23 protein-coding genes, 1 tRNA gene and 1 pseudogene are annotated in these 21,493 nt (G+C 69.6%); 13 read left to right on the top strand and 12 right to left on the bottom strand.

Features of this window, described 5'->3' with window-relative positions; translation table 11 throughout:
- Nucleotides 1-19: 19 nt before the first annotated feature.
- Together ACXKZB_RS03975 and ACXKZB_RS03970 are read left to right on the top strand one after the other, a co-directional pair.
- Nucleotides 20-1,417 (top strand): FAD-dependent oxidoreductase, encoded by a 1,398-nt coding sequence (locus ACXKZB_RS03975; RefSeq protein ID WP_488824796.1) that lies wholly within the window; start codon nt 20-22, stop codon nt 1,415-1,417.
- Nucleotides 1,418-1,431: 14 nt separating this feature from the next.
- Complete coding sequence (locus ACXKZB_RS03970; protein ID WP_096897525.1) at nt 1,432-1,827, top strand: arsenate-mycothiol transferase ArsC; 396 nt, start codon at nt 1,432-1,434, stop codon at nt 1,825-1,827.
- A gap of 129 nt (nt 1,828-1,956) precedes the next feature.
- Here the strand turns inward: ACXKZB_RS03970 and ACXKZB_RS03965 are convergent, their stop codons facing one another.
- Both ACXKZB_RS03965 and ACXKZB_RS03960 read right to left on the bottom strand, forming a co-directional pair.
- Nucleotides 1,957-3,138 (bottom strand): IS30 family transposase, encoded by a 1,182-nt coding sequence (locus ACXKZB_RS03965; protein WP_217508332.1) that lies wholly within the window; start codon nt 3,136-3,138, stop codon nt 1,957-1,959.
- Between the two features lie 544 nt (nt 3,139-3,682).
- Nucleotides 3,683-4,249 (bottom strand): DUF723 domain-containing protein, encoded by a 567-nt coding sequence (locus tag ACXKZB_RS03960; RefSeq protein WP_488824795.1) that lies wholly within the window; start codon nt 4,247-4,249, stop codon nt 3,683-3,685.
- A 439-nt stretch (nt 4,250-4,688) separates the two neighbouring features.
- On the opposite strand from ACXKZB_RS03960, the gene ACXKZB_RS03955 reads away from it, so the two are divergent.
- A complete protein-coding gene (locus ACXKZB_RS03955) occupies nt 4,689-5,591 on the top strand; it encodes a hypothetical protein (protein WP_141399078.1) in 903 nt (300 codons plus the stop codon).
- Between the two features lie 5 nt (nt 5,592-5,596).
- Here ACXKZB_RS03955 and ACXKZB_RS03950 read toward each other — a convergent pair whose 3' ends face one another.
- Entirely contained in the window at nt 5,597-6,166 is a 570-nt protein-coding gene (locus ACXKZB_RS03950) for a helicase associated domain-containing protein (RefSeq protein WP_096897528.1), read from the bottom strand.
- Between the two features lie 418 nt (nt 6,167-6,584).
- Here ACXKZB_RS03950 and ACXKZB_RS03945 point away from each other — a divergent pair, with 418 nt between their 5' ends.
- Both ACXKZB_RS03945 and ACXKZB_RS03940 read left to right on the top strand, forming a co-directional pair.
- On the top strand, nt 6,585-7,520 hold the full coding sequence (locus tag ACXKZB_RS03945; RefSeq protein WP_488824794.1) for a hypothetical protein: 936 nt from the start codon (nt 6,585-6,587) through the stop codon (nt 7,518-7,520).
- Nucleotides 7,517-9,340 (top strand): hypothetical protein, encoded by a 1,824-nt coding sequence (locus ACXKZB_RS03940; RefSeq protein WP_096897530.1) that lies wholly within the window; start codon nt 7,517-7,519, stop codon nt 9,338-9,340. Before ACXKZB_RS03945 ends, ACXKZB_RS03940 begins: the two co-directional genes overlap by 4 nt.
- A gap of 240 nt (nt 9,341-9,580) precedes the next feature.
- Here the strand turns inward: ACXKZB_RS03940 and ACXKZB_RS03935 are convergent.
- Nucleotides 9,581-9,652 (bottom strand) — tRNA-Gln (locus tag ACXKZB_RS03935).
- A 79-nt stretch (nt 9,653-9,731) separates the two neighbouring features.
- Here ACXKZB_RS03935 and ACXKZB_RS03930 point away from each other — a divergent pair.
- Together ACXKZB_RS03930 and ACXKZB_RS03925 are read left to right on the top strand one after the other, a co-directional pair.
- A complete protein-coding gene (locus ACXKZB_RS03930) occupies nt 9,732-10,226 on the top strand; it encodes a MarR family winged helix-turn-helix transcriptional regulator (RefSeq protein ID WP_488824793.1) in 495 nt (164 codons plus the stop codon).
- Nucleotides 10,227-10,272: 46 nt separating this feature from the next.
- A complete protein-coding gene (locus tag ACXKZB_RS03925; RefSeq protein ID WP_488824792.1) occupies nt 10,273-10,713 on the top strand; it encodes a VOC family protein in 441 nt (146 codons plus the stop codon).
- Nucleotides 10,714-10,719: 6 nt separating this feature from the next.
- Here ACXKZB_RS03925 and ACXKZB_RS03920 read toward each other — a convergent pair whose 3' ends face one another.
- From ACXKZB_RS03920 to ACXKZB_RS03885, 8 genes and pseudogenes are all read right to left on the bottom strand, one after another.
- Nucleotides 10,720-12,066, bottom strand: a complete 1,347-nt coding sequence (locus ACXKZB_RS03920; protein WP_488825949.1) for an ABC-F family ATP-binding cassette domain-containing protein — start codon at nt 12,064-12,066, stop codon at nt 10,720-10,722.
- Between the two features lie 56 nt (nt 12,067-12,122).
- A pseudogene (locus tag ACXKZB_RS03915) lies at nt 12,123-12,489 on the bottom strand (ATP-binding cassette domain-containing protein); the annotation flags it as partial.
- A gap of 375 nt (nt 12,490-12,864) precedes the next feature.
- Nucleotides 12,865-13,263, bottom strand: coding sequence for a PLDc N-terminal domain-containing protein (locus ACXKZB_RS03910; protein ID WP_488824791.1), 399 nt, complete (start codon nt 13,261-13,263; stop codon nt 12,865-12,867).
- A gap of 97 nt (nt 13,264-13,360) precedes the next feature.
- Nucleotides 13,361-13,957, bottom strand: coding sequence for a hypothetical protein (locus ACXKZB_RS03905; protein ID WP_488824790.1), 597 nt, complete (start codon nt 13,955-13,957; stop codon nt 13,361-13,363).
- Between the two features lie 34 nt (nt 13,958-13,991).
- Nucleotides 13,992-14,447, bottom strand: a complete 456-nt coding sequence (locus tag ACXKZB_RS03900) for a molybdenum cofactor biosynthesis protein MoaE (protein ID WP_488824789.1) — start codon at nt 14,445-14,447, stop codon at nt 13,992-13,994.
- On the bottom strand, nt 14,444-14,956 hold the full coding sequence (locus tag ACXKZB_RS03895; RefSeq protein ID WP_488824788.1) for a MogA/MoaB family molybdenum cofactor biosynthesis protein: 513 nt from the start codon (nt 14,954-14,956) through the stop codon (nt 14,444-14,446). The genes ACXKZB_RS03900 and ACXKZB_RS03895 overlap by 4 nt, the downstream gene beginning before the upstream one ends.
- Nucleotides 14,953-15,468 (bottom strand): cyclic pyranopterin monophosphate synthase MoaC, encoded by a 516-nt coding sequence (gene moaC, locus ACXKZB_RS03890; protein ID WP_488824787.1) that lies wholly within the window; start codon nt 15,466-15,468, stop codon nt 14,953-14,955. Before moaC ends, ACXKZB_RS03895 begins: the two co-directional genes overlap by 4 nt.
- Before the next feature lie 23 nt (nt 15,469-15,491).
- A complete protein-coding gene (locus tag ACXKZB_RS03885) occupies nt 15,492-16,718 on the bottom strand; it encodes a molybdopterin molybdotransferase MoeA (protein WP_488824786.1) in 1,227 nt (408 codons plus the stop codon).
- Between the two features lie 105 nt (nt 16,719-16,823).
- On the opposite strand from ACXKZB_RS03885, the gene ACXKZB_RS03880 reads away from it, so the two are divergent.
- The 6 genes from ACXKZB_RS03880 to ACXKZB_RS03855 all read left to right on the top strand — a co-directional run bounded on the left by ACXKZB_RS03880 (nt 16,824) and on the right by ACXKZB_RS03855 (nt 21,490).
- Nucleotides 16,824-17,756: an MTAP family purine nucleoside phosphorylase gene (locus ACXKZB_RS03880; protein WP_488824785.1), complete on the top strand. Its 933-nt coding sequence runs from the start codon at nt 16,824-16,826 to the stop codon at nt 17,754-17,756.
- Nucleotides 17,753-18,823: an NAD-dependent epimerase/dehydratase family protein gene (locus tag ACXKZB_RS03875; protein WP_488824784.1), complete on the top strand. Its 1,071-nt coding sequence runs from the start codon at nt 17,753-17,755 to the stop codon at nt 18,821-18,823. The genes ACXKZB_RS03880 and ACXKZB_RS03875 overlap by 4 nt, the downstream gene beginning before the upstream one ends.
- 219 nt (nt 18,824-19,042) lie before the next feature.
- Nucleotides 19,043-19,828 carry a glycosyltransferase family 2 protein gene (locus ACXKZB_RS03870; RefSeq protein WP_488824783.1) on the top strand — a complete coding sequence of 262 codons (786 nt, stop codon included), beginning with the start codon at nt 19,043-19,045 and terminating at the stop codon, nt 19,826-19,828.
- On the top strand, nt 19,825-20,454 hold the full coding sequence (locus ACXKZB_RS03865; protein WP_488824782.1) for a TIGR04282 family arsenosugar biosynthesis glycosyltransferase: 630 nt from the start codon (nt 19,825-19,827) through the stop codon (nt 20,452-20,454). Before ACXKZB_RS03870 ends, ACXKZB_RS03865 begins: the two co-directional genes overlap by 4 nt.
- Nucleotides 20,455-21,117: a class I SAM-dependent methyltransferase gene (locus ACXKZB_RS03860; RefSeq protein ID WP_488824781.1), complete on the top strand. Its 663-nt coding sequence runs from the start codon at nt 20,455-20,457 to the stop codon at nt 21,115-21,117.
- A gap of 127 nt (nt 21,118-21,244) precedes the next feature.
- On the top strand, nt 21,245-21,490 hold the full coding sequence (locus ACXKZB_RS03855; RefSeq protein ID WP_222659590.1) for a hypothetical protein: 246 nt from the start codon (nt 21,245-21,247) through the stop codon (nt 21,488-21,490).
- Nucleotides 21,491-21,493: the final 3 nt, after the last annotated feature.

Genomic DNA, 21,493 nt, shown 5'->3' with positions numbered 1-21,493 from the left:
GACCAGGAAGCCGCAGATCATGACGCTCACCCTCACTGTCCCACCACGGACTGACGCGGACCGCCTCACCGGACTCCCCGTTGCCGTCATCGGCGCCGGCCCCGTCGGGCTCGCTGCCGCCGCGCACCTCCTCGATCAGGGCCTCGATGTCGTGGTCTACGAAGCCGGCCCCAGCGTGGGCACGGCTGTCCGCGCCTGGGGACACACCCGCCTGTTCTCCCCGTGGCAATACGTCATCGACCCCGCCGCCCGCCGCCTGCTCGGACCCGCCGGATGGACCGAGCCGCGGCCGTCATCGCTGCCGACCGGGCATGACCTCGTCGCGCAGTACCTCGAACCCCTCGCCGCCACACCCCCACTCGCGTCGGTGATCCGGTACGGCACCTGGATCGACGCGGTCTCCCGGCAGGGCATGGACCGCACCCGCTCCACCGGCCGCGCCGACACCCCGTTCCTGCTTCGCCTGCGCAGCGGTGACACCACCAACACCGTCACCGCGCGCGCCGTCATCGACGCCTCCGGCACGTACACGACCCCGAACCCCCTCACCGCGGCAGGGCTCGAACCCACCGGCATGCTGGGAACCCGGATCACGTCCGCCCTGCCGGACGTCCTCGGAGCGGATCGTGCCCGGTTCGCCGAGAAGCGGGTCCTCGTCGTCGGTGCCGGCCACTCCGCCGCGAACACCCTCATCAAGCTCGCCAGCCTCGCCAAGATCGCGCCGAGTACCGACGTGCTGTGGGCTGTCCGGAACGCCGGCACAGCCCGGCTCGGCGCCGACGCCGCAGACGGGCTCGCCGCCCGCGGGCAGCTCGGGTCCACCGTCCACGGGCTCGTCGAGTCCGGTCAGGTGCAGCAGATCGCCTCGTACGAGATCGACGACGTCCGCGCCGACGGCGACCAGGTCACCGTCACCGGCCGTCGCGCCGGAGAGCCCTTCGCGGTGACCGTCGACGTCATCGTGAACGCGACCGGGTTCCGGCCCGACCTCGACATGCTCCGCGAGATCCGCCTCGGCCTCGACGACATCGTCGAAGCACCCCGAGCCCTCGCGCCGCTCATCGACCCGAACCTGCACTCCTGCGGCTCCGTCCCTCCGCACGGTGTCGCCGAGTTGGCGCACCCAGAGCCGAACTTCTTCATCGCCGGCATAAAGTCCTACGGCCGCGCCCCCACCTTCCTGCTCCTCACCGGCTACGAGCAAGTCCGCTCCATCGCCGCTGAACTCGCTGGCGACCACACCGGAGCCCGACAGCTCGAACTCGTCCTCCCCGAAACGGGCGTCTGCTCCTCCGACATCGGTGGCAGCTCCTGCTGCACCACCCCAGCCGTCACCGGCACTCCTGCCGCTGACGAGGCTGCGTGCTGCACTCTGCCGGAGCCGGCCACTGACAGCACCTCGTGCTGCACCAACTGACCGGACTCGCGCCCATGACCACGAAGCCGACCGTCCTGTTCATCTGTAAGCACAACGCCGGACGCTCCCAACTCGGCGCCGCCCTCCTCGAAATCGCGGCCCCCGGCCGGTACACGGCCACCTCCGCCGGCATCACCCCGGCCGACGAGGTGAACCCCTCGATCGCCGCGACCGTGGGCGAGCTCGGCCTCGACATCACCGGACGCGTCCCCCGGCGAGTGACGCCCGACCTGCTCGAACAGGCGGACATCGTCGTCCTCATGAAGCCCGGTCTCGAACTCCCCGCCGAACCACGCGGGACAGTCCTCGAGTGGTCGTTCCCCGACCCCACCTCCTGGTCACCGGCAGACGTGCGACCAATGCGGAACGCCGTCGCGGAACGCATCGAACGAGAGCTCCTGCAGCCGTAGCGACCGGCCTACCCGACACCAAGCGAAGCCAGAAGCACGACACAGAACGAAGCTGCTCACACATCTGAGACAGACAGAACTGCGTCAAGGACAGGCTCTGACCACTCGTCCGTTGAAGGACCGGCGGTTTCAAGGGGTCGTTGCAACGGGTGGTTGTTTCGGGTCCGAGAGTAGCTGTTCGAATGCTTCTGCAGGGCTGCGGTAGTCGAGGGTCTTGCGGGGGCGGCCGTTGAGTTCAGCCGCGACTTCGAGGAGCCGTTCCGGGCTGTGGACGCTGAGGTCGGTGGACTTCGGAAAGTACTGCCGGAGCAGCCCGTTGGTGTTCTCGTTCGAGCCGCGCTGCCAGGGCTTGTGCGGGTCGCAGAAGTAGATCGCGAGGTCCGTGGCGAGGGTGATGTCTTTGTGTCGGGCAAGCTCGGTGCCTTGATCCCACGTCAACGACCGGCGCAGATGCTCGGGCAGGGTCTGGATGGTGGGGATCATCGCGTCACGGACCGCGTCGGCGCTGTGCCCGTTGGGCAAATGCAGCAGCATCACGTACCGAGTCGTTCGTTCGACGAGGGTGCCGATCGCGCTGCGGGCGTTGATCCCGACGATCAGGTCGCCTTCCCAGTGGCCGGGAACAGCCCGGTCGTCGGCCTCAGCGGGGCGTTCGCTGATCAGGATCATGTCGCGGATCTTCGACCACGACGCTTGCCGACGTTCACCGCGGTGCCGGCGGAGGGCTCGGCCGGTGCGGAGGTGTTTGTGCAGGTCAGCGCGCAGGTGGCCGCGGCCTTGGACGAAGAGGGACTGGTAGATCGTCTCGTGGGACACGTGCATCTCCGGCCGGTCGGGGAATGTCCTAGCCAGGTCATCACGGATCTGCTCCGGGGACCAGTTCCGCACCAACCGCAGCTCGACCTGCAGAGCGAGCTCCAGCCGGTCGAGTTTCCGCGGTTTCGGGCGTCGCGCACGAGCACGGCATTGCTTCTCAGCCGAGTACGGCCGGTAGGTTCCGCCAGCCGCTGCGTTCCTGGTGAGCTCGCGGCTGATCGTCGACGGCGACCGACCGAGTGCTTTGGCGATCGCGCGCACGCCCTCACCGTCCTGGCGTAGGTCTGCGATCTGGAGCCGCTCTTCTTGGCTGAGGTACCTGTCGGAGCGGGGCGTGTTGGCGAACGGGTTCCGTCCGCCGGCTGCTTTGACCCATCGGTATCCCTGACGTCGGTCCACGCCGACAGCATCACAGGCCGCCGTGCGTCCGAGACCCTGTCTCAATAGCTCCCAGAACCGCGCCTCTCGGGCACGGTGGTCCAGCCTCGATCCCATCTGCAACACTCCAATTCACGGTGGTGTTGCAACGACCGGCTGAACCCACGATCGGCTAGTGAGACGGTCCGCCGCCTGTCGTGCGACTGCTTAGAACGCCCTCGACGATCCAGCACACCAGGCCGATCACGATCAGCGCACTACCGATCCAGATCGGGGTGGGGCGGCCACACTCCCGTGGGCTTCTAGGCAGATCAGCGGCTGCCATTTCCGCCGCCGGCCGACAGCACTCGCCAAGTCGCGGAAGCCTTGGCGGCAGACAAACAAGGAGCGGAACAGACAGTTTGAGGCACTTCGAGACACTTTCGCTCCCCTCTTCACAACAACAACCCTGCCTGCTGCCGCAAGCCGACGAACCGCGAGAACATCCCGTGGAACGCCATCGCGATGGTGTGGGTTGGGCCGACGGATCGCTCTGCCCGCAGCCGATTCGGGTAGCCGCTCCCCCGCTGCCGGCTGGTTGCAAGCCTCGCCGTCGCTCACGACGTGCCCGGTGCTGACACGTTGAGGCGAACGAGTAGTGGGGCTGCGGTCGACGGCGCAGCTAGCGGGTCTCCGCGCTGCGCGGGGTCCGCTTCCGTCCGGTGGTCGTCCCTGCCGGGCGGTTCCGCCACTGGCCTTCCTCTGACTTCTTCTTTGACCGCGGTGCCGAGCGGTGAGATGTGAGGGCGCAGTTGGGGCAGCCGGTCGCGTATTTGCAGGTGTGGTTGTCTGGCCGGACTGAGAATGCTCCGTGTTCGCTACAGTTCACGGTCACGTCGGTTCGCGCGTCCAAGTACACGACATCGGTGTAGTCGTACCGGTCGCCGTGCGTGGCCAGAGCCTTCGCAACGAATCGCTCGCGACGAATCTTCGCCTGAGCGTTGAACCCTCTGCAGTCTCGGCAACCCTGGCCACGCTGTGGGCCCCAGGGCGTTTCGCGGACTCGGCGGTGCTCGCGCGGGGTTTGCTCGAAGGGCCCGTGGTCGGGGCAGATGATGGTGACCTTGGTGTCGCCGTTGACGTAGCCGAGTGGAACGTGCTCGTAGTCGTATCGGCTGTCGTGCAGCTTCGTCGCGAAGTCGATGAACTCGGCGGCTCGTTCTTCCCGGGTAGCGGTGCGGTAGTCCAAGGGGTCCTCCAGGAGTCGTTGTCCTGGAGCTATGCCGGCACGTCCGAACCAGCCGGGGAAGTCGGCTCGGACTCGTCCTTCGGGGTCGGGTTGCTCGACTTTTTGACGTTCTTCACGTCAAGGCGCGGCCGTCAGGCATAGCCGTGGCATGCCTTCGCTCCCTTCCGCCGTTCGAGCGGCGCTCCGCTCACCGAGTTCAACCGAGCACCTCGTCGTGCCGAACCAGGAGACCATCACGTCCGCGACCGCCCTGGGGCGGCCGATGGGCGCCGCGTTCGGCCGTCCGTTCCCACGTCAAGGTCCCGTCGAGCACTGCTCGCACGTCCAATGTTGGGAACCCGAGCCGCTCATCCTCGGGGACTCAACGCTCGGTGCCCGAAGCTCAAACCCAGACAACGGGACTCTTATCGCGCAGCTTCGCCCAGAGCCCCTCCACGCGATGCGGAAGTACCGGAGCCAGTCGGTTCCCACCGACCGGTGGGCCAACATCGAGCCGTTCGTGCTGGACGCTGTCGCGCTCGTCGCGCCCGCGTGTGCCTACCTCGCTGAGCGGCTGATGGTCGCGGTGACGCCGTACGTTGACTGGGTCGTCCACATCAACGGGATGCAGAAGGTCGCGAACGTGTTCCACCCGGTGCTGATCCGCCGGTACATCTCCCGCGACGACCTCCACCTCAAGGATAAGACGCTCCGCGACTACCGGTCCTTTCTGCTCCGGATCTCGGAGGTCGTCCTCCCCGACGAGGGACCGATCGAGTTTGCGCCGTTGAACGGGCAGTCCGTTACCGCCCCGTACACCGACCTCGAAATGAACCTGCTCGAGACCTGGGCGCTTGGGCAGTCGACGGCACTGCGACGTCGAGGTGCTGGCGCAGTCCTCGCCCTGGGAGCAGGTGCTGGGCTTGACCCGTGGGAGATGCAGCAGCTGCGGCGGAGCGACGTGCTCGTTGACCGTGACGGAGCGCTCGTCGACGTCCAGGGCGGAAGGCCGAGGTCGGTACCTGTGCTCGAACGATGGGAACAGCTCCTCATCGACTCCCTCGCGGACGTGCCGGACGACGCATGGGTGCTTGGCGGGGAGGACAGAAAGGCGACCTACAACTTCGTCACGCCGTTCATCAATCACACCGACTTCGGCAACGAGCCGAAGCCAGTCCCCACGCGAATGCGCGCTACGTGGATCACTACGCACCTCGCTGGCGGCACGCACGTCGGGGAGCTCATGGCTGCCGGCGGACTGCGCAAGCCGGAGCACTTGGTCACGTCCCTGCGGCACATTCCGACGATGGACGCTTCCGAGCACCGTCGACGGATCCTCGCTGAGGCTCGCGAAGTTCGGTAACGCCGTCAGAGGACCCGGAACCGTGCTGCCCGGAGCTGCTGTTCGCGTTCGGGCAGCAGGCGGCCGCGGGCGTGCTGGGCTCGTTGCTGGGCAACCCACCGTCCGATCGTCACCTCGGCAGGGTCGGTCGCGCGACGACGCGGCGGTCGCTGATGATCAACCCAGAACTGCTGGTGCGCGGCGAGCATCGACGACCACTGCGCGTCACGGGGGTTCCAGGCGAAGCCCGGCACCGCTTCAAGTCGTCGAACCTGGTACGAGCAGTAGCCGCCCGCAGCGCCGACCTGCCGGAAGTACGTAAGGGTGTCAACGAGGGTCTGTTCGGCGGTCGCAGGGCGAGGACGGGTCGAGTCGGCGCGGGGCATCCGTCCGTGCTTGTCGACGAAGTCGTCGAGGTCGTGCACTCGGTCGGTCCAGCGTCGTACGAAGGATTCAACCTCGACGGCGTCATCGGTGTCGGCGAGGTAGAACGCGACGCCGCGTCGTTGGTCGAGGGTGAGCGTCAGGGCTGACTGCGTTGCGTGGTCGGAGTACTCGGCGTGGAGCGCTGCGAGCGCCGTGGTCGGGGCGGGCATGTGGTCCTCTCCGAGGCCGGCGGTCGGCCTCGGAGGGGGTATGCGCGGAACGGGCGTGATCTTGGAGGACGCGCGGGTCGCGGACGAGCGGGGTCCGCAAACAGGACCAATCCGGCCGCGAAGATCACTACGTTTTCTGAGTCCCCGAAGCAGAGAGCCGCCCGGATCGCATGCACATCGCGAGCGTCACGCGTACGACGCCGACGTCACCGTCGTATGCGCGGGCAAGCGGCGACACGCCCGGCAGGGCGCGTCCGTTCGCATCGGCGGCGGTACCCACTGATCCGCGCAGTCATGGGGATCGGCAGGCAGCGAGATCAGAATCTGGAGCGCTTTCCCACAGCTCATCTCACTGCGTCTGCATAGGGCGGGCATGTATCGCCAGATCCTCCGCTCGTTGCGTCAGTACATTGCCGCGATGCTCCGTGCCGTCCTGTCGTTCCTCAGGCGCGGAGGAACACCGGTGAAGTACGTCCCGACGTTCGCGGAGGACAGGTGGAGCGTTGTCCGGGCCTTCGTTGTCAGCGCAGTGGCTGACGCGGCAGTGTCCATTGCTCAGCCCGCCGACCGGCTCATCGTTGTCGCGGCACCGTTCGTCGACTGGGTCATCAACGTCAGCGGATACCCGGCGAAGACCGCCGTCGTCTTCCACCCCGTCATCATCCGGCGCTACATCACCCGGACCGACGTCACCTGGTCGGACACCACGCGTCGCACGTACCGGTCCGCTCTGATGCGCATGTCCGAGGTCCTCGTCGGCGAGGTGCCGCTGGAGTTCGCGCCGACGGCTCCGCAGAACACCGCAGCACCCTACGACGACCTCGACCTGCACCTCCTCGAGAGCTGGGCGACGGGCCAGTCGACCGCGGCACGACGGCGCAGCGCCGGCGTCGTCCTCGCGCTCTGCGCTGGAGCGGGGCTCAAAGCGAACGAGCTCCTCCAGGTCCGCCGCCGCGACATCGTCGCTGACGCCGAGGGTGTCCTCGTCACCGTCACGGCGGGAGCCCGGACCGTTCCGCTCCTGGCCCGATTTGAGACGCTCCTGCTCAACTCCATTGCCGAGGTCGAGCCGGAGCACTGGGTATTCGGGTCGCCGAAGCGGGTCAAGCACGGCATCAGTACGCTCACCACGTTCCTCTACGACACAGACCGCGGCAACGAACCAGGTCCCGTCACCACCCGCATGCGGAACACCTGGCTCATCACCCACCTCATTGCCCGCACCGACATGCGCGCTCTCATGACCGCCGCCGGCGTCACGAAGTTCGAACACCTCGACCAACTCGTCGCCCATGTCCCGGCACTGGACACCGACTCCTACCGAAGCCAGCTCCGCGCGGAGGTGGCACGATGACCGCGCCGCTTCCCAAGCACCACGACTACGAAGATGCTGAGCGATTCATGCTCGAAGCCTTCGGTGTGCCTATGGGGAAGTACATGCGCGTCGGCGAAGTGGTTCCACTCGAACTCGCTGTCCACGAGGCGGTTCTCCTGTTCAGCCGCGCAGCGATTGAAGAACGAGTGATGGAGTGGCGGCGTGAGGAACGTCGCTCGAATCGAGGACGTCGCGCACTCTTCTCAGAAGCAAGCCTTCTGAAGTTGATGTTCGTGACGATGCGAGCTCGACGAAGCGTCAGCATCAAGAAGATGACCGAAGTCGCGATGTCCTTGACCGTTCGGCAACGCGAAGCCGTTGGCATCCTTCATTTCTCTCCGCACCAGGCTACGCAGTACCGCCGCCTCTGGGAGGCGATCCAGCGCCTGCGAACCCTCACTGACCGACACCCCGGCAAGCGGGGCGAGCGAATGCTGAAGAAGGACTACGACCTCCTCGTCGCGAGTCGAGAGCGTAAGCAGATGGCCAAACGGCACGCGCGAATGCTCGAGCTCACGAACCTCCTCATTGACGGCTCGGTCAACTTCCTGCCGAGGGACGTCCGCCGACGGTTCAAGGGCGCTGTCGCCATCGACGCCACCTTTGCGGAGGTCTCCGGCAGCCAGAAGGGTGACAAGACAATCGGCCCGAACGATACGGTTTCGGTGAACTTCGACTGCGGGTGGTACACGCGCGATGGCGATCACGACGGGTCCGGAGTCAAGAAGAGCAAGCGCAAGTTCGGCTGGGAGGTCGAGTTCGCGGTCATGACTCGCGACCCTGCTGAAAGCGACTTCACATACCCGCTCCTGTTCCTCGCGACCAGCGGGCACAAGCCGGGCAAGACTCGCGGACACGGGCTGCACCTCTACAACTCGATGCGCTCGCGCGGAATCGACGTCAAGACACTCATCGGCGACCGCGCGTACTTCCCCGGCGCCCGAGTTCAGGACCTCCAAGGGCCGCTCGCGAAAGCTGGCGTCAAGGTCGTTATGGACTACAAGACGACCGAACTCGGCATCCAGGCGTCCTACAACAGCAAAGACGGCCGTCACAAGCTCATCATGGTGGGCGGCAACTGGTACATGGCATGCATGCCCTCAACCCTCGTCTTCCTCGAACAAACTCACCAGGCACGACTTGCCGCCATTGAAGAGTTACCGGAAGAAGCGCAAAGCGCCGCTCGCGCTGAGGCCGAGGCACTCGCGACGAAGCGTCGAAACTCGCGCAGCAAGTACCATCTGAAGCCGCGCAGCAACTTCGACCAGACGGGCGCCCGGCAGTACACCTATCCCACGTTCAAGAGCGATGAGGTCGAGTTCGATCCCGAATCCGGCGAAGTCGTGGAACTCAAAGTGCCTGGGAAGACCGTCAAGGTCCCGGGCAACCTCAGCAATCGCCCGGGTGTGTTGAATCAGCGCCACCTGAAGTACCACCAGGAGTTCGAGTACGGTTCCGACGAGCAGCGTGCCTGGTTCGGCCAGCGCAACAATGTCGAGAACGGCAACTCGCGCCTCAAAGACGCCGATCGCGAAGCCCTCGGAGTGGCTATGAAGCGTCGCGTCCGCGGACCCTGGTTTGTCGAGCTCGCTGCCGCTTTTGCAGCTGCAAGCGCAAACCTCGCTCGCATCATCGAGTGGCTGAAGGAGCGACTGAGCCTCGCGCCCATCAACCGCATGAACAACACCAGCCCCGCCCTGTTCGAGGCCGGCCTGAGCACCCTGACCCTCGACGAGCACGACTCTCGAAACGGCTTCAACGCAATCGCGCAGCTACCAGAGTTCCAACTACTGGACTGACGAGCCCGCGCCTCCAAACTTCATAGACCCTGAACTCCCCCTCGCCACGTCCGGCAGGGGGTATTCGTCGTTCCTCGAAGCGAACGCAGACCAAGGCACGCGTCGCGGTACGCTCCCCAGCGGTCGTCGGGACAGGACGAGCGACCCTGGGAGCGGAGCTGAACGCGGTTTTCCACCTCGGCCTGCTGTCACGCCCGAATATTCCGACTGAGATCGCCGAAAACTCCGAACACCCCAGGGCTCCGCCTCCAGGATTCGAACCCGGACCTAACGGCACCAAAGGCCGTCGTGCTGCCATTACACCAAGGCGGAACGCACCCGCAGGTGCTCGTCCATCTTCCCATGACCGACGCGGCTGGCCGTCCGCCCCTGGTTCGGCCAAGATGGGGGGATGCCGCACCAGGACGAGGTCGACCGGATCGTCGCGGCGTGGGGGCGCGAGCGTGCCGACCTCGACTTCGGCCCGCTCGAGGTGCTGTCCCGCGTCGACCGGCTGGCCCGACACCTGGACCGTGCCCGGCGTGCGGCGTTCGACGCGGGTGACATGGAGCCGTGGGAGTTCGACGTGCTCTCGGCCCTGCGGCGAGCGGGCGAGCCGTACGAGCTGAGCCCGAAGACCCTGCTGCAGCAGACCCTGGTGTCGAGCGGCACCATGACGAACCGGGTCGACCGGTTGGCGGCGCGGGGCCTGGTCGGTCGGCGGACGGACCCGAAGGACGGCCGGGGCATCCTCGTCTCGCTCACCACGAAGGGCCGAGTGGCGGTCGACGCCGCCATCGCCGACCTGCTGGCGGCCGAGCGGGACATCCTGTCCGGTGTGTCCGACGCCGAGCAGGACCAGTTGGCCGGGCTGCTGCGGCGCCTGATCCTCGGCCTCGGCGACTGAGCCGGCCGACTGACAGGATGCGGTGTGCCGGCGTAGCCTCCGGGCCATGCACGCGATCACCCTGGCCGTCGCCGACGTCGCACGATCGGCGGAGTTCTACCGCGCCCTGCTCGGCATCGAGGGCAGCGGCGTCATCGGCACCGAGTACCCGGCGACGGAGACCCAGGCGGGCGGGACGACGGCGATGTTCACCCTCGACGACGGCCTGATCGTCAGCGTGTACGGGCGGGATGACATGGCGAAGGACTCGGGTGTCGCCCTCGCTGACGGCCCTGTGGCCGCGATCGGGCACTTCGCCGACAGTCAGGCCGACGCCGAAGCGTTCCTCGACCGGGCCCGGATCGCCGGCGCCACGATGCTCGCGGCGCCGTACACGCGGCCGTGGGGCATGTGGTCCGGCTTCTTCCAGGACCCCGACGGTCACCTGTGGGAGGTCGTCGCGAACCCCGGCGGCGGCGCCCCCGAGGACGCGAAACCAGCGGAGTAGACCCGCTCAGACCCCGAGCAGCTCCGCGACCTCGAGCCAGCGTTCCTCGAGCTGCTCGATCTCGGCCTCGTGCGCCGCGAGCTTCGCCTGCAGCTCCCCGAGCCCGCCGTAGTCCGACTGGTCGTGGGTCGCGAACTGGTCGAGCAGCTTCTTCCGGTCCGCACCGACCTTCGCGATCTTCCGGTCGAGCGCCGACATCTCCTTCTCGGCCGTCCGACGCTCCGCGCCCGACAAGCCCGTGGCGGCCGCAGCGGACGCGCCGGAACCGGCCGAGGCACTGGAACCGGCCACGGCACCGGCCGAACCGGTCCCGCCAGCCGTGTCGGGCCTCCCGGCAGACGCGGCGGCAGCCGCAGAAGCAGTCCCGCCACCGGTGCCGGCCGCACGGAGCCGCATGTACTCGTCGACGCCGCCGGGCAGGTGTCGCAGGTGGCCGCCGAGCACGGCGTACTGCTGGTCGGTGACGCGCTCGAGCAGGTACCGGTCGTGGGAGACGACCAGCAGGGTGCCCGGCCAGGTGTCGAGCAGGTCCTCCATGGCCGCGAGCATGTCGGTGTCGAGGTCGTTGGTGGGCTCGTCGAGGATCAGCACGTTCGGCTCGTCGAGCAGGATGAGCATGAGCTGCAGGCGGCGCTTCTGCCCACCGGACAGGTCCTTGACCGGCGTGGAGAGCTGCTCCGAGGTGAAGCCGAGGCGCTCGAGCAGCTGCGCCGGCGTCATCTCCTTGCCGTCCGCGACGTAGCTCGTCTTCTTGCGGGCGACGACCTCGCGCACCCGGTCGTCCGCGAACTGCGCCAGGTCGGCGAGCTGCTGGTCGAGGATCGCGACCTGCACCGTCTTGCCGGTCTTCACCCGGCCGCTCGTCGGCGCGAGCGTGCCCGAGACGAGGTTGAGCAGCGTCGACTTGCCGGCACCGTTCGGGCCGAGGATGCCGGTCCGTTCCCCCGGTGCGATGCGCCACTCGATGCGGTCCAGGATCTGGGTGCCGTCGAACGAGACGCTGACGTCGAGCAGGTCGACGACGTCCTTGCCGAGGCGAGCGGTCGCCGTCTTCGCCAACGCGACCGTGTCGCGGATCGGCGGGACGTCGTCGATCAGGGCGTTCGCCGCGTCGATGCGGAACTTCGGCTTGCTCGTCCGGGCCGGTGCGCCACGGCGCAGCCACGCGAGCTCCTTGCGGGCCAGGTTCTGACGGCGCTGCTCGCTGGCGGCGGCCTGCCGGTCGCGCTCGACGCGCTGCAGGATGTACGCCGCGTAGCCGCCCTCGAACGGGTCGACGACGCCGTCGTGGACCTCCCACGTGTCGGTCGACACCGCGTCGAGGAACCACCGGTCGTGCGTCACGACCACCATGCCGCCCTGGTTCGACGACCAGCGACGGTTGATGTGCTCGGCGAGCCACTGGATGCCCTCGACGTCCAGGTGGTTCGTGGGCTCGTCGAGGAACAGGACGTCCCAGTCACCGACCAGCAGCCGCGCGAGTGCCACACGGCGGCGCTGGCCACCGGACAGCTCGTCGACGCTGACGTCCCACGGGATGTCCGACACCAGACCGCCGATGACGTCGCGGATCTTCGGGTCGCCGGCCCACTCGTGCTCTTCCAGGTCACCGACGACGGTGCTGCCGACGGTCGCGCCCTCGGGCAGGATGTCGCGCTGGTCCAGGTAGCCGACGGTCAGACCCCGGCGGTGCGTGACGCGGCCGTCGTCGGGTTCGAGGCGCTGGGACAGCAGCGCGAGCAGGGTCGACTTGCCGTCACCGTTGCGGCCGACCACGCCGATCCGGTCCCCCTCGTCGATGCCGAGGGTGACGTTGTCGAAGACGACCTTGGTGGGGAACTCGAGATGCAGGTTCTCGGCGCCGAGGAGATGTGCCACGCGTCAAGGGTAGGCGGCGTGGCGGGGTGGTCGGTGCGGGGCCGGTGGTCGGGGTGGTTGGCTGGCGCGTGGCGGGCTCGTCGCACGGTGCGCGCTTGTTCGAGTGGTGCGAGGTTGCCCGCTCGGTGCGAGCCTGTAGCGGCGCACGGAGCGCGCAACCTCGCACCAGCCGACAGACCGCGCACGGTGCGTCGGCACGTCGGCGCGCCGGCAGGTCGGCCGGGAGGCCCGGGTCAGCTCGCGGGGATCGGCTCGGCTCGGGTGGGCGGTGCGTCAGTTCGCGGGTGCGGCGTCGCCCTCGCCCGCGGCTTCCTTCGCGCGCTTCAAGCGGGCCTGCGCCTCCCAGTACTCGATCTCGCGCTCGAGCTCGGCGAGCTCCTGCTCCGTGCTGGTCACGCGCTTCGCGCCGTGGGCACTGCGGGCGTCGCCGAGGGTGGCGTACCGGTCCTCATGGCGGGTGGGCTCGATGTAGCGGCCGTGGTTCCGTTCGCCCGGTGCCCAGTCGTGGCCGATGGCGAACCAGACGATGCTGCCGACGACGGGGACCAGGATCACGAGGATCACCCACGCGATCTTCGGCAGGCCGCGGATCTGGTCGTCGTTCTTCGTCAGGATGTCGATCAGGGCGAAGACCAGCAGGATGACGGTGATCCCGGGCAGCAAAACGCTCATGTTCGCGATTCTATGGATCCGCTTGGAGTCTCACCATGCCCCGAACGAGCGTCGCGGTTGCGAAGGTGCACAGGGTCGGCGTCGGCGCGCTCGGTGCTCACGATGTCGGTGACGCAGCGAGGTACCGCTGGGCGAGCATCGCCGAGCGGGTGGTCCACACGAACTGGACAGCCGCGACCAGGACCCCGACGAGGTAGAGCGGCCAGAAGGTCACCCCTGAGACGGCGAGCGCCGTCCAGACCACCAGCTGTCCGGCGAGCATCGGGAGACCGTCGCCGCTCGCCAGGTCGGTCGCGACGGCGTCGACCACGATCCGTCGATCCGCCGGCGCATCCGTCCTGCCCGTCGCTGCCCGGGACACCGCACGCTGCTCGCGCTGCAGCAACGACGCGAGCACCTGGACACGCACGACAGCGAGGCCCGCACGGCGTCGGAACCGGACGGCCCGGATGACCACTGCGACGAGGACGAGGACCGCGATGCCGGCTCCGATGGCGGAGAGTGCCAGCCGCGCCTCGGAGCCCGGGGGCAGTGTGCCGCTGATGACGACCAGGAGCGCCAACGTCAGGGCGACAGCCAGCACGAACCCGCGGATGGGCAGGAAACGACGGTCGCGCGGCTGCGCGAGGAACGCCCGCGCCCGGGTCTCCGCGTCGGCCCACCGCTGGTCGGCAGCAGTCTGCGTCTCGGTCACCGGTGCGACCCAACCACCCTTACCTGAGCATCCATCACAGGGCAGCGACCCACTCGTCCGTGCCGTCGATGAACCGCTGGTGCTTCCAGATCGGCACCCGCTCCTTCACCAGGTCGACGAGCTCGCCGCACGCCGCGAACGCCTGCGCCCGGTGCGACGACGCCACCGCTGCGGCGAGCGCGACGTCCCCGATGCCGAGCGCCCCGACGCGGTGCAGCACGGCGATCCGGACCTCGGGGTGCGCATCGGCGACGGCGCGGGCGACCTCGGCGATGACATCGCCGGCGCTGGGGTGTCGTTCGTAGTCGAGCGCGGTGACGCCCTTGCCGCCGTCGTGGTCGCGGACGACGCCGGCGAAGGTGACGACGGCGCCGTCCTGGTCGGTAGCGACGACGGCCGAGACCTCGTCGACGGTGATCGACCGATCGACGACGTCGGCGAGGACGACGCGCGCATCCGGTGCGGGGGACGGGGCCGGCGACGTGGTCACGACGCACTCCTGGGCGCGTGGCCCTCGCCGTGCACCTGCGCGAGCACGTGCTCGACCAGCCCGTCGAGGACGGCCAGTCCGTCCGCGACGCCGCCGCGGGACCCGGGAAGGGTGACGATCAGGGACCCACCGGTGCTGATGCCGGCGATACCGCGGCTGAGCAGTGCGGTCGGACCGGCTCCGGCGAGGCCCCGACGACGGACCTCTTCGAGGATGCCCGGCAGCTCGAGGTCGATGAGGGGCGCGACGGCCTCGGGCGTCCGGTCGGTCGGGGTGACGCCGGTGCCGCCGGTGGTGATGACGATCCGGGCGCCGGCGAGCAGTTCGGCGGTCACGGTCTCGGTGATGGCCCCGCCGTCGGGGACGATCACGGGCTCGGCGACGGTGAAGTCCCGCTCGCGGAGCCACCCCGTGATGACGGGACCGGTGCGGTCGAGTGCGGCGTCGGCGGCGGCCTGTGTGGACACCACCACGACGGCGGCACGGCCCCTGGTCGGCTGCGAGGTCATCGGTTGCTCCAGTCCCCGGAGCGCCCGCCGTGCTTCTCGAGCACCCGGACGTCCGTGATCGAGGCCGCTCGGTCGACGGCCTTCACCATGTCGTACACGGTCAGTGCGGCGACGCTCGCGCCGGTCAGCGCTTCCATCTCGACGCCGGTCCGCGACGTCGTGCGCACCGAGACCTCGATCAGCACGCGGTCGTCGGCACCGGTGATGTCGACCTGCACGCCGGCGATGGGCAGCGGGTGGCAGAGCGGGATGAGGTCGGACGTCTTCTTCACCGCCATGATCGCGGCGATGCGGGCGGTTCCGATGACCTCGCCCTTCGGCAGGGAGCCGTCGAGGATGCGGGCCACGACGTCGGGACGGGTGACGAGCGTGGCGGTGGCGGTCGCCGAGCGGTCGGTGATGTCCTTCGCGGACACGTCGACCATGTGCGCGGACCCGTCAGCGCGCACGTGCGACAGGTCGGCCTGCTCGGCCGCGTCGGACGGATCGGCCGCGTCGGACGGATCAGACATGTCGGTCCTCTCGGCGGATTCGGTCATCGGAGACTCCAGACGGTCAGGACGTCACCGGGTTCGACGGTGTCGACCCCCACCGGGACGTGGACGAGGTGCGTGGCGGCCGCGTAGTGCGCGAGCAGGTGAGAACTCGGTCCGCCCACGAAGTGGACCACACCGTCGGACACCCGTCCACGCCGCACCTGGTGCTTGCCGCCCGGTGACTGCGCAGCCGATGCCGCGGGCAGGTGCAGCACGGAGCGGTCGGCCGCCAGTCCGACGAGGGGCGCGAGCAGCGGACGGAGGAAGACCTCGAACGAGACGAGTGCCGAGACGGGGTTGCCCGGGAACGAGACCACGGGCACCGGGCGACCGGCGAGCACCACGCTGCCGAACGCCTGCGGCCCACCGGGCTGCATCGCGACCGGGGTGACGGCGAGCCCGCGGGGTTCGAGTGCCTGTCGCACGACCTCGTACGCGCCCGCACTGATCCCACCGGTGGTCAACACGAGGTCGGCCCACTCCCCCACGGCGTCGTCGAGCTCGGTGACGAACGCGTCGACGTCGTCGGGGACGCGGACCGTGCGGGACGAAGCCCCGACCTCGGCGAGCGCCGCCCGCAGTGCGATGCCGTTCGCGTCGCCGATCGTCGCCGCGTCGGCGTCGGCGCCCTGCAGTTCGGACCCGGTCGACACGACGAGGACCCGCAGCGGGCGGCGGATCTGCACGGTGGACACGCCGGCGGACGCGAGCGCGCCGAGCATGGCTGGGGTGATCGGCGCACCGGTCGGAGCGATGGACGCCCCGAGGGCCAGGTCGCTGCCGGTCGCTCGCACGAAGGTGCCCGGCACGATGTCAGCGGGCACCGTGACGTGCCCCAGGTCGAGCGCGGCCGGGAAGGACCCCGGCGACGTGGCCTCCACCGGGAAGACCGCATCGGCGCCGTCAGGGATCCGCGCGCCGGTCATGATCGGTGCCGCTGTGCCGACGGAGAGCGGCGTGGGCACGACCCCGGCCGGGATCGGTGCGACGACCTGGACGTCCTGCCCGGCATCGGCCACCCGGACCGCGAAGCCGTCCATCTGGCTGTTGTCGAAGGGCGGCAACGGGACCGGGGAGGCGACGGGTGCAGCGAGCACGCGGTACCCGTGACCGGCACGGCCGTCGACTGCCAGGTCGTCGATCCGCCACGACGCAGCCCCGAGGCCCGCCACCACCGGCGCGAGCAGAGCCGCCAGGTCGTCGCGGTGCTGACCGATCGTTCGCACAGGTGCCTCCGAACAGGGATGGTGTCGCCGCTCCCGGTTCGTCCGGGGCCGGCGTCAGTAGCGTATCCAGCGCGCAGACCGCGCCGACGACCTTTCGGAGGACCTGTGGAGAACGACGAAGCCGTGACGATCGGTGTCATCGGGGGCTCCGGCCTCTACCAGCTGTTCGAGGAGGGCACCGCCGAGGAACTGGACGTACCGACGCCGTTCGGCTCGACGTCGAGCCCGATCAGCATCGGCACGATGTCCGGCCGTCGGGTCGCCTTCCTCACCCGGCACGGTCGTGAGCACTCCGTCGCCCCGCACCGCATCAACCACCGCGCCAACGTCTGGGCGCTCCGTTCCCTGGGGGTCAGGGCGATCGTGTCCTCGAGCGCCGTCGGCGGCCTGCACCCCGACTACGCCCCCGGCACCTTCGTCGTGACCGACCAGCTCATCGACCGCACCTTCGGCCGTGCGGACACGTTCTTCGAGGACGACGTCCAGCACCTGTCGTTCGCCGACCCCTTCGACCCCACGCTGCGGCGCGCGGCCGTCGAGGCGATCGCTGCACTCGACGTGCCGTTCCGTCCGACCGGCACGTGCGTCGTCATCCAGGGCCCGCGGTTCTCGACCCGCGCCGAGTCCGTCTGGTTGCGCGAGGCCGGCGGGCACACGATCAACATGACGATGACCCCCGAGGTCCCGCTCGCCGCCGAGCTCGGCATCGCGACCGTCAACCTGTCGTTCGTCACCGACGCCGACGCCGGCCTTGCCCCGACCGAGGACGAAGCCGCCGCCGCAGCGGCCGCCCACGCGGCCACGGCGGACGCAGCCGACGACGCCGGGGCACCCGTCACCCACGCCCTCGTGATGGAACGTCTCGCCCGCGCCAACGAGGTGATCGTCCGCGCCATCGGCGAGATCGTCGGGGCGATCCCCGCCGACTTCACACCGCGCGAACTCGTCCCGACCAGCGCGAGCGCCAGCATCATGCAGGCCCAGCCCGCAGGCGCCAGCGTCACGCAGGCCCAGCACGCCACGGGCCCCACCGCATGAGCCGCCTCCTCGTCACCGGCGGCGCCGGCTTCATCGGCTCCGCGATCGTCCGCCGCGCCCTGGTCGACGGCCACGAGGTCCGCGTCCTCGACTCCCTCCGCGACGACGTCCACGGTGATCCCGGCGAAGTCGTCCGAGCCCACCAGCAGCAGGGCATCGAGTTCGTGCACGGCGACGTCCGCGACCGGGTCTCGCTCGACGCCGCGCTCGACGACGTCGACGTCGTCTGCCACCAGGCCGCCAAGGTCGGCCTCGGCGTCGACTTCCAGGACGCCCCTGACTACGTCTCGTCCAACGACGCCGGCACCGCTCACGTCCTCGCCGGCATGGACCGGCACGACATCGGCCGGCTCGTCGTCGCGAGTTCGATGGTCGTCTACGGCGAGGGTTCGTACACGACGTCCGACGGCGAGCCCGTCCGGCCGCCGGCCCGTCGCCGCGAGGACCTCGATGCCGGCCGCTTCGACCCGATCGGCCCGGACGGCCACCCCCTGCTGCCCGGACTGATCGACGAGTCCGCCGCGCTCGACCCCCGCAACGTGTACGCGCAGACGAAGGTCGCGCAGGAGCACCTGGCCTCGAGCTGGGCGCGCGCGACGGGCGGCCGGGCGATGGCGCTCCGCTACCACAACGTGTACGGACCCGGCATGCCCGCGAACACCCCCTACGCCGGTGTCGCCTCACTGTTCCGCTCGGCACTGGCCCGCGGCGAGGCGCCCCGCGTGTTCGAGGACGGTGCCCAGCGCCGTGACTTCGTGCACGTCGACGACGTCGCCGGGGCGAACGCCGCCTCGATCGCTGCGACCGCCGACCTGCCCGCCGACTCGTTCCGCGCGTACAACGTCGGGTCCGGCGTCGTGCACACGATCGGCGACATGGCCGCGGCGATCGCCGGCCCCGACGGCCCGCAGCCGGTCGTCACGGGCGAGTACCGCCTGGGTGACGTCCGCCACGTCACGGCGAGCTCGGACCGCATCGCCGCCGAACTCGGCTGGCGCGCCGAGGTCGACTTCGCGGCCGGCATGCGCGACTTCGCCACCGCTCCCCTCCGGAGCGCCGTCAAGTAGCGCGCTTCGTGAGCAGGAATGGTCGGGTCGTCGGACGCGACCCGACCACTTCTGCTCACGAAGCACACCTGTCCCCCGTTCTGGGGACCCAGCCTCGGAACAGTGCGCTGACTGACCAGCGGGTACAGGTTTCCTGTACCCCGCCGCGCGTCGTCGTGTTACGTCGAGTGCATGACAGGACAGACCCGTCGTTCTGACGAACGGCACCGAATGACGGACATGAGTGTCGACGTCATCCTCCCGTGCCTCGACGAGGCCGATGCCCTGCCGAAGGTGATCGCACGCCTGCCGGAGGGCTACCGCGCGATCGTGGTGGACAACGGCTCGACCGACGGCTCCGCCGACGTCGCGCGCGCGCACGGCGCCCTCGTCGTCACGGAACCGGTGAAGGGCTTCGGCTCCGCCTGCGCCGCCGGCGTCCGTGCCGCCACGGCGGACTTCGTCGCCTTCTGCGACGCCGACGCGTCGATGGACCCCGCCGAACTGCCGCCGCTCGTCGACCGCGTCGCCAGCGGCCGCGTCGACCTGGCGCTCGGCCGCCGCGTCCCGACCGGCAAGGGCGCTTGGGCGCCGCACGCCCGGTTCGCGAACCGCGTCCTCGCCGTCCTCATGCACCGTGCGACCGGCTACCGGCTGCGCGACCTCGGTCCGATGCGCGTGATGCGTCGTGAGGACCTCGTCTCCCTCGACCTGCAGGACCGCCGCAGCGGCTACCCGCTCGAGATGGTCCTGGCCGCGCACGCGGCCGGCTGGCGCGTCGACGAGTCCGACATCGGCTACGCGCAGCGCATCGGCGACAGCAAGGTGACCGGCACGCTCCGCGGCACGGTCAACGCGGTCCGCGACATGACCCGCCTGTTGCGTGCGTACCGCCGGGAGGCCCGTGTCCGGGTCGTCGCACCGGCGTCCGTCCGTCACGTGGCCGGCTCCACCGCCGCGACCGGTTCCGCGGCACGGCCCGACTCCGCACCCGTCACCGCCTCGGCCGAGGGGACGCGCGCATGACCGCCGGCATCACCGTGGCCGTGGTCGCGAAGGAGTGCCTGCCCGGCAAGGTGAAGACCCGGCTGACCCCGGCACTCTCCCCCGAGGGTGCCGCACGTGTCGCGTCCGCGAGCCTCGCCGACACCCTGTCGACCGTCCGCGCCCTGCCCGCCGAGCGCTGCGTCCTGTTCTTCGACGGCGACGTCGTGCCTGAGTCGGCCGACGGCTTCGACGTCCTCCACCAGCCCGGCGGCGGTCTCGACGAGCGCCTCGGCTTCCTGTTCGACGCGATCGACGGCCCGTTGCTGCTCGTCGGCATGGACACCCCGCAGGTGTCGGCCGACGACCTGGCCCCGGTGTTCGACCAGCCGGAACGCGGCGCCTGGTTCGGCCCCGCCGAGGACGGCGGCTTCTGGTCGCTCTACCTGCACGACCCGACCGGTGACCTGCTGCGCGGCGTCCCGATGTCCCAGGACGACACCGGCGCGGTCCAGCTCGCACGCCTCACCGACGCCGGCCTCGACGTCGGGATCCTCGGCGAACTCCTCGACGTGGACACCGTGCCCGACGCGGAGCGCGTCGCCGAGATCGCGCCGGAGTCCGGCTTCACCCAGGCACTCCGTGCCGAGACCGTGGGGAGTCTGTAGATGACCATGCACGCACCCGTCTCCTTCGGCGCCGGCGGTGGCGAGCCGTACGCCAGGGCCTTGCGCTCGGACGGCAGCCTCCGCCTGACCGACCCGGACCGACCGGACGTCGTGACGACGATGGACGTCAGTCGCTGGAGCGCCGCGGCCGACCGCGTCGACCGCTCGCTGCTCGACGACGCCGACGGCCCCGTGATCGACATCGGCTGCGGCCCCGGTCGGATGCTCGTGGCCGCCCGCGCCCTCGGCATCCCGGCGCTCGGCGTCGACGTCTCGGCCGAGGCCGTCGCCATCGCGCAACGGTCCGGCGGCACGGCCGTCCAGGGATCGGTGTTCGACGCGGTCCCCGACGAGGGCCACTGGGACACCGCCCTGGTCATCGACGGCAACATCGGCATCGGCGGCGACCCCGCCGCACTGCTGGAACGCTGTCGCGAGATCGTCCGCACCGGCGGCCGGGTCATCGTCGAGACGAACCCCGACCCCCTCGCCGACCGCGTGTACACCGCCCGCGTGGTGGACACCGACGGCCACGAGAGCGCCGGGTTCCCCTGGGCCGAGGTCGGGCTCGACGCGCTGCACCGGTACGCGGCGGACGCGGGCCTCATGGCGAGGCAGAGCTGGACGGTCGCGGGCCGGAGCTTCTGCGAGCTCTTGGCCTGATCGCGCACGTTCGTGCACTTGTTTTGCATGATGCAAGACAGTCACGTACGGTGGTGTCTCCAGCCGACGGCGTCAGGGTCGTCGGACCGGCGATCCTCGATGCCGCCACCACATCGAGGAGACCACCATGACGAACAGCACCTTCCCGTTCGGCGGCACCTTCGTGTCCGGGCTCGGCGGACGTGACGAGCGCGGGACCTTCACCGGCAGCCGCGCCACCGACTCGGTCGGCACCTACACGGGCGCGCCGATCACCGGGCGCCTCGGGCGCTTCACCGACACGCAGCGATCGCGTCCCGGCACCTGGACCGCGTCGACCCGCACCGCCACGGGCTCGTTCCGGACGGCGACGGGCTCGTTCCGCACCGCCTGACCC

This window comes from Curtobacterium sp. ABR8 (assembly GCF_057812125.1).
The sequence above is the reverse complement of the archived record's forward strand: the minus strand, read 5'-3'. Positions and strand labels throughout refer to the sequence as shown.

What these genes read in the sequence shown, in the direction of transcription:
- ACXKZB_RS03895 (WP_488824788.1), bottom strand. Translation starts at nt 14,956, where the DNA reads ATGACCTCGCAGCCGACCAGGGGCCGTGCCGCCGTCGTGGTGGTGTCC.
- ACXKZB_RS03930 (WP_488824793.1), top strand. Translation starts at nt 9,732, where the DNA reads ATGCCGCACCAGGACGAGGTCGACCGGATCGTCGCGGCGTGGGGGCGC.
- ACXKZB_RS03910 (WP_488824791.1), bottom strand. Translation starts at nt 13,263, where the DNA reads ATGAGCGTTTTGCTGCCCGGGATCACCGTCATCCTGCTGGTCTTCGCC.
- ACXKZB_RS03865 (WP_488824782.1), top strand. Translation starts at nt 19,825, where the DNA reads ATGACCGCCGGCATCACCGTGGCCGTGGTCGCGAAGGAGTGCCTGCCC.
- moaC (WP_488824787.1), bottom strand. Translation starts at nt 15,468, where the DNA reads ATGTCTGATCCGTCCGACGCGGCCGATCCGTCCGACGCGGCCGAGCAG.
- ACXKZB_RS03860 (WP_488824781.1), top strand. Translation starts at nt 20,455, where the DNA reads ATGACCATGCACGCACCCGTCTCCTTCGGCGCCGGCGGTGGCGAGCCG.
- ACXKZB_RS03925 (WP_488824792.1), top strand. Translation starts at nt 10,273, where the DNA reads ATGCACGCGATCACCCTGGCCGTCGCCGACGTCGCACGATCGGCGGAG.
- ACXKZB_RS03965 (WP_217508332.1), bottom strand. Translation starts at nt 3,138, where the DNA reads ATGGGATCGAGGCTGGACCACCGTGCCCGAGAGGCGCGGTTCTGGGAG.
- ACXKZB_RS03955 (WP_141399078.1), top strand. Translation starts at nt 4,689, where the DNA reads ATGCGGAAGTACCGGAGCCAGTCGGTTCCCACCGACCGGTGGGCCAAC.
- ACXKZB_RS03940 (WP_096897530.1), top strand. Translation starts at nt 7,517, where the DNA reads ATGACCGCGCCGCTTCCCAAGCACCACGACTACGAAGATGCTGAGCGA.
- ACXKZB_RS03855 (WP_222659590.1), top strand. Translation starts at nt 21,245, where the DNA reads ATGACGAACAGCACCTTCCCGTTCGGCGGCACCTTCGTGTCCGGGCTC.
- ACXKZB_RS03875 (WP_488824784.1), top strand. Translation starts at nt 17,753, where the DNA reads ATGAGCCGCCTCCTCGTCACCGGCGGCGCCGGCTTCATCGGCTCCGCG.
- ACXKZB_RS03870 (WP_488824783.1), top strand. Translation starts at nt 19,043, where the DNA reads ATGAGTGTCGACGTCATCCTCCCGTGCCTCGACGAGGCCGATGCCCTG.
- ACXKZB_RS03920 (WP_488825949.1), bottom strand. Translation starts at nt 12,066, where the DNA reads ATGGTGGTCGTGACGCACGACCGGTGGTTCCTCGACGCGGTGTCGACC.
- ACXKZB_RS03950 (WP_096897528.1), bottom strand. Translation starts at nt 6,166, where the DNA reads ATGCCCGCCCCGACCACGGCGCTCGCAGCGCTCCACGCCGAGTACTCC.
- ACXKZB_RS03975 (WP_488824796.1), top strand. Translation starts at nt 20, where the DNA reads ATGACGCTCACCCTCACTGTCCCACCACGGACTGACGCGGACCGCCTC.
- ACXKZB_RS03970 (WP_096897525.1), top strand. Translation starts at nt 1,432, where the DNA reads ATGACCACGAAGCCGACCGTCCTGTTCATCTGTAAGCACAACGCCGGA.
- ACXKZB_RS03945 (WP_488824794.1), top strand. Translation starts at nt 6,585, where the DNA reads ATGCTCCGTGCCGTCCTGTCGTTCCTCAGGCGCGGAGGAACACCGGTG.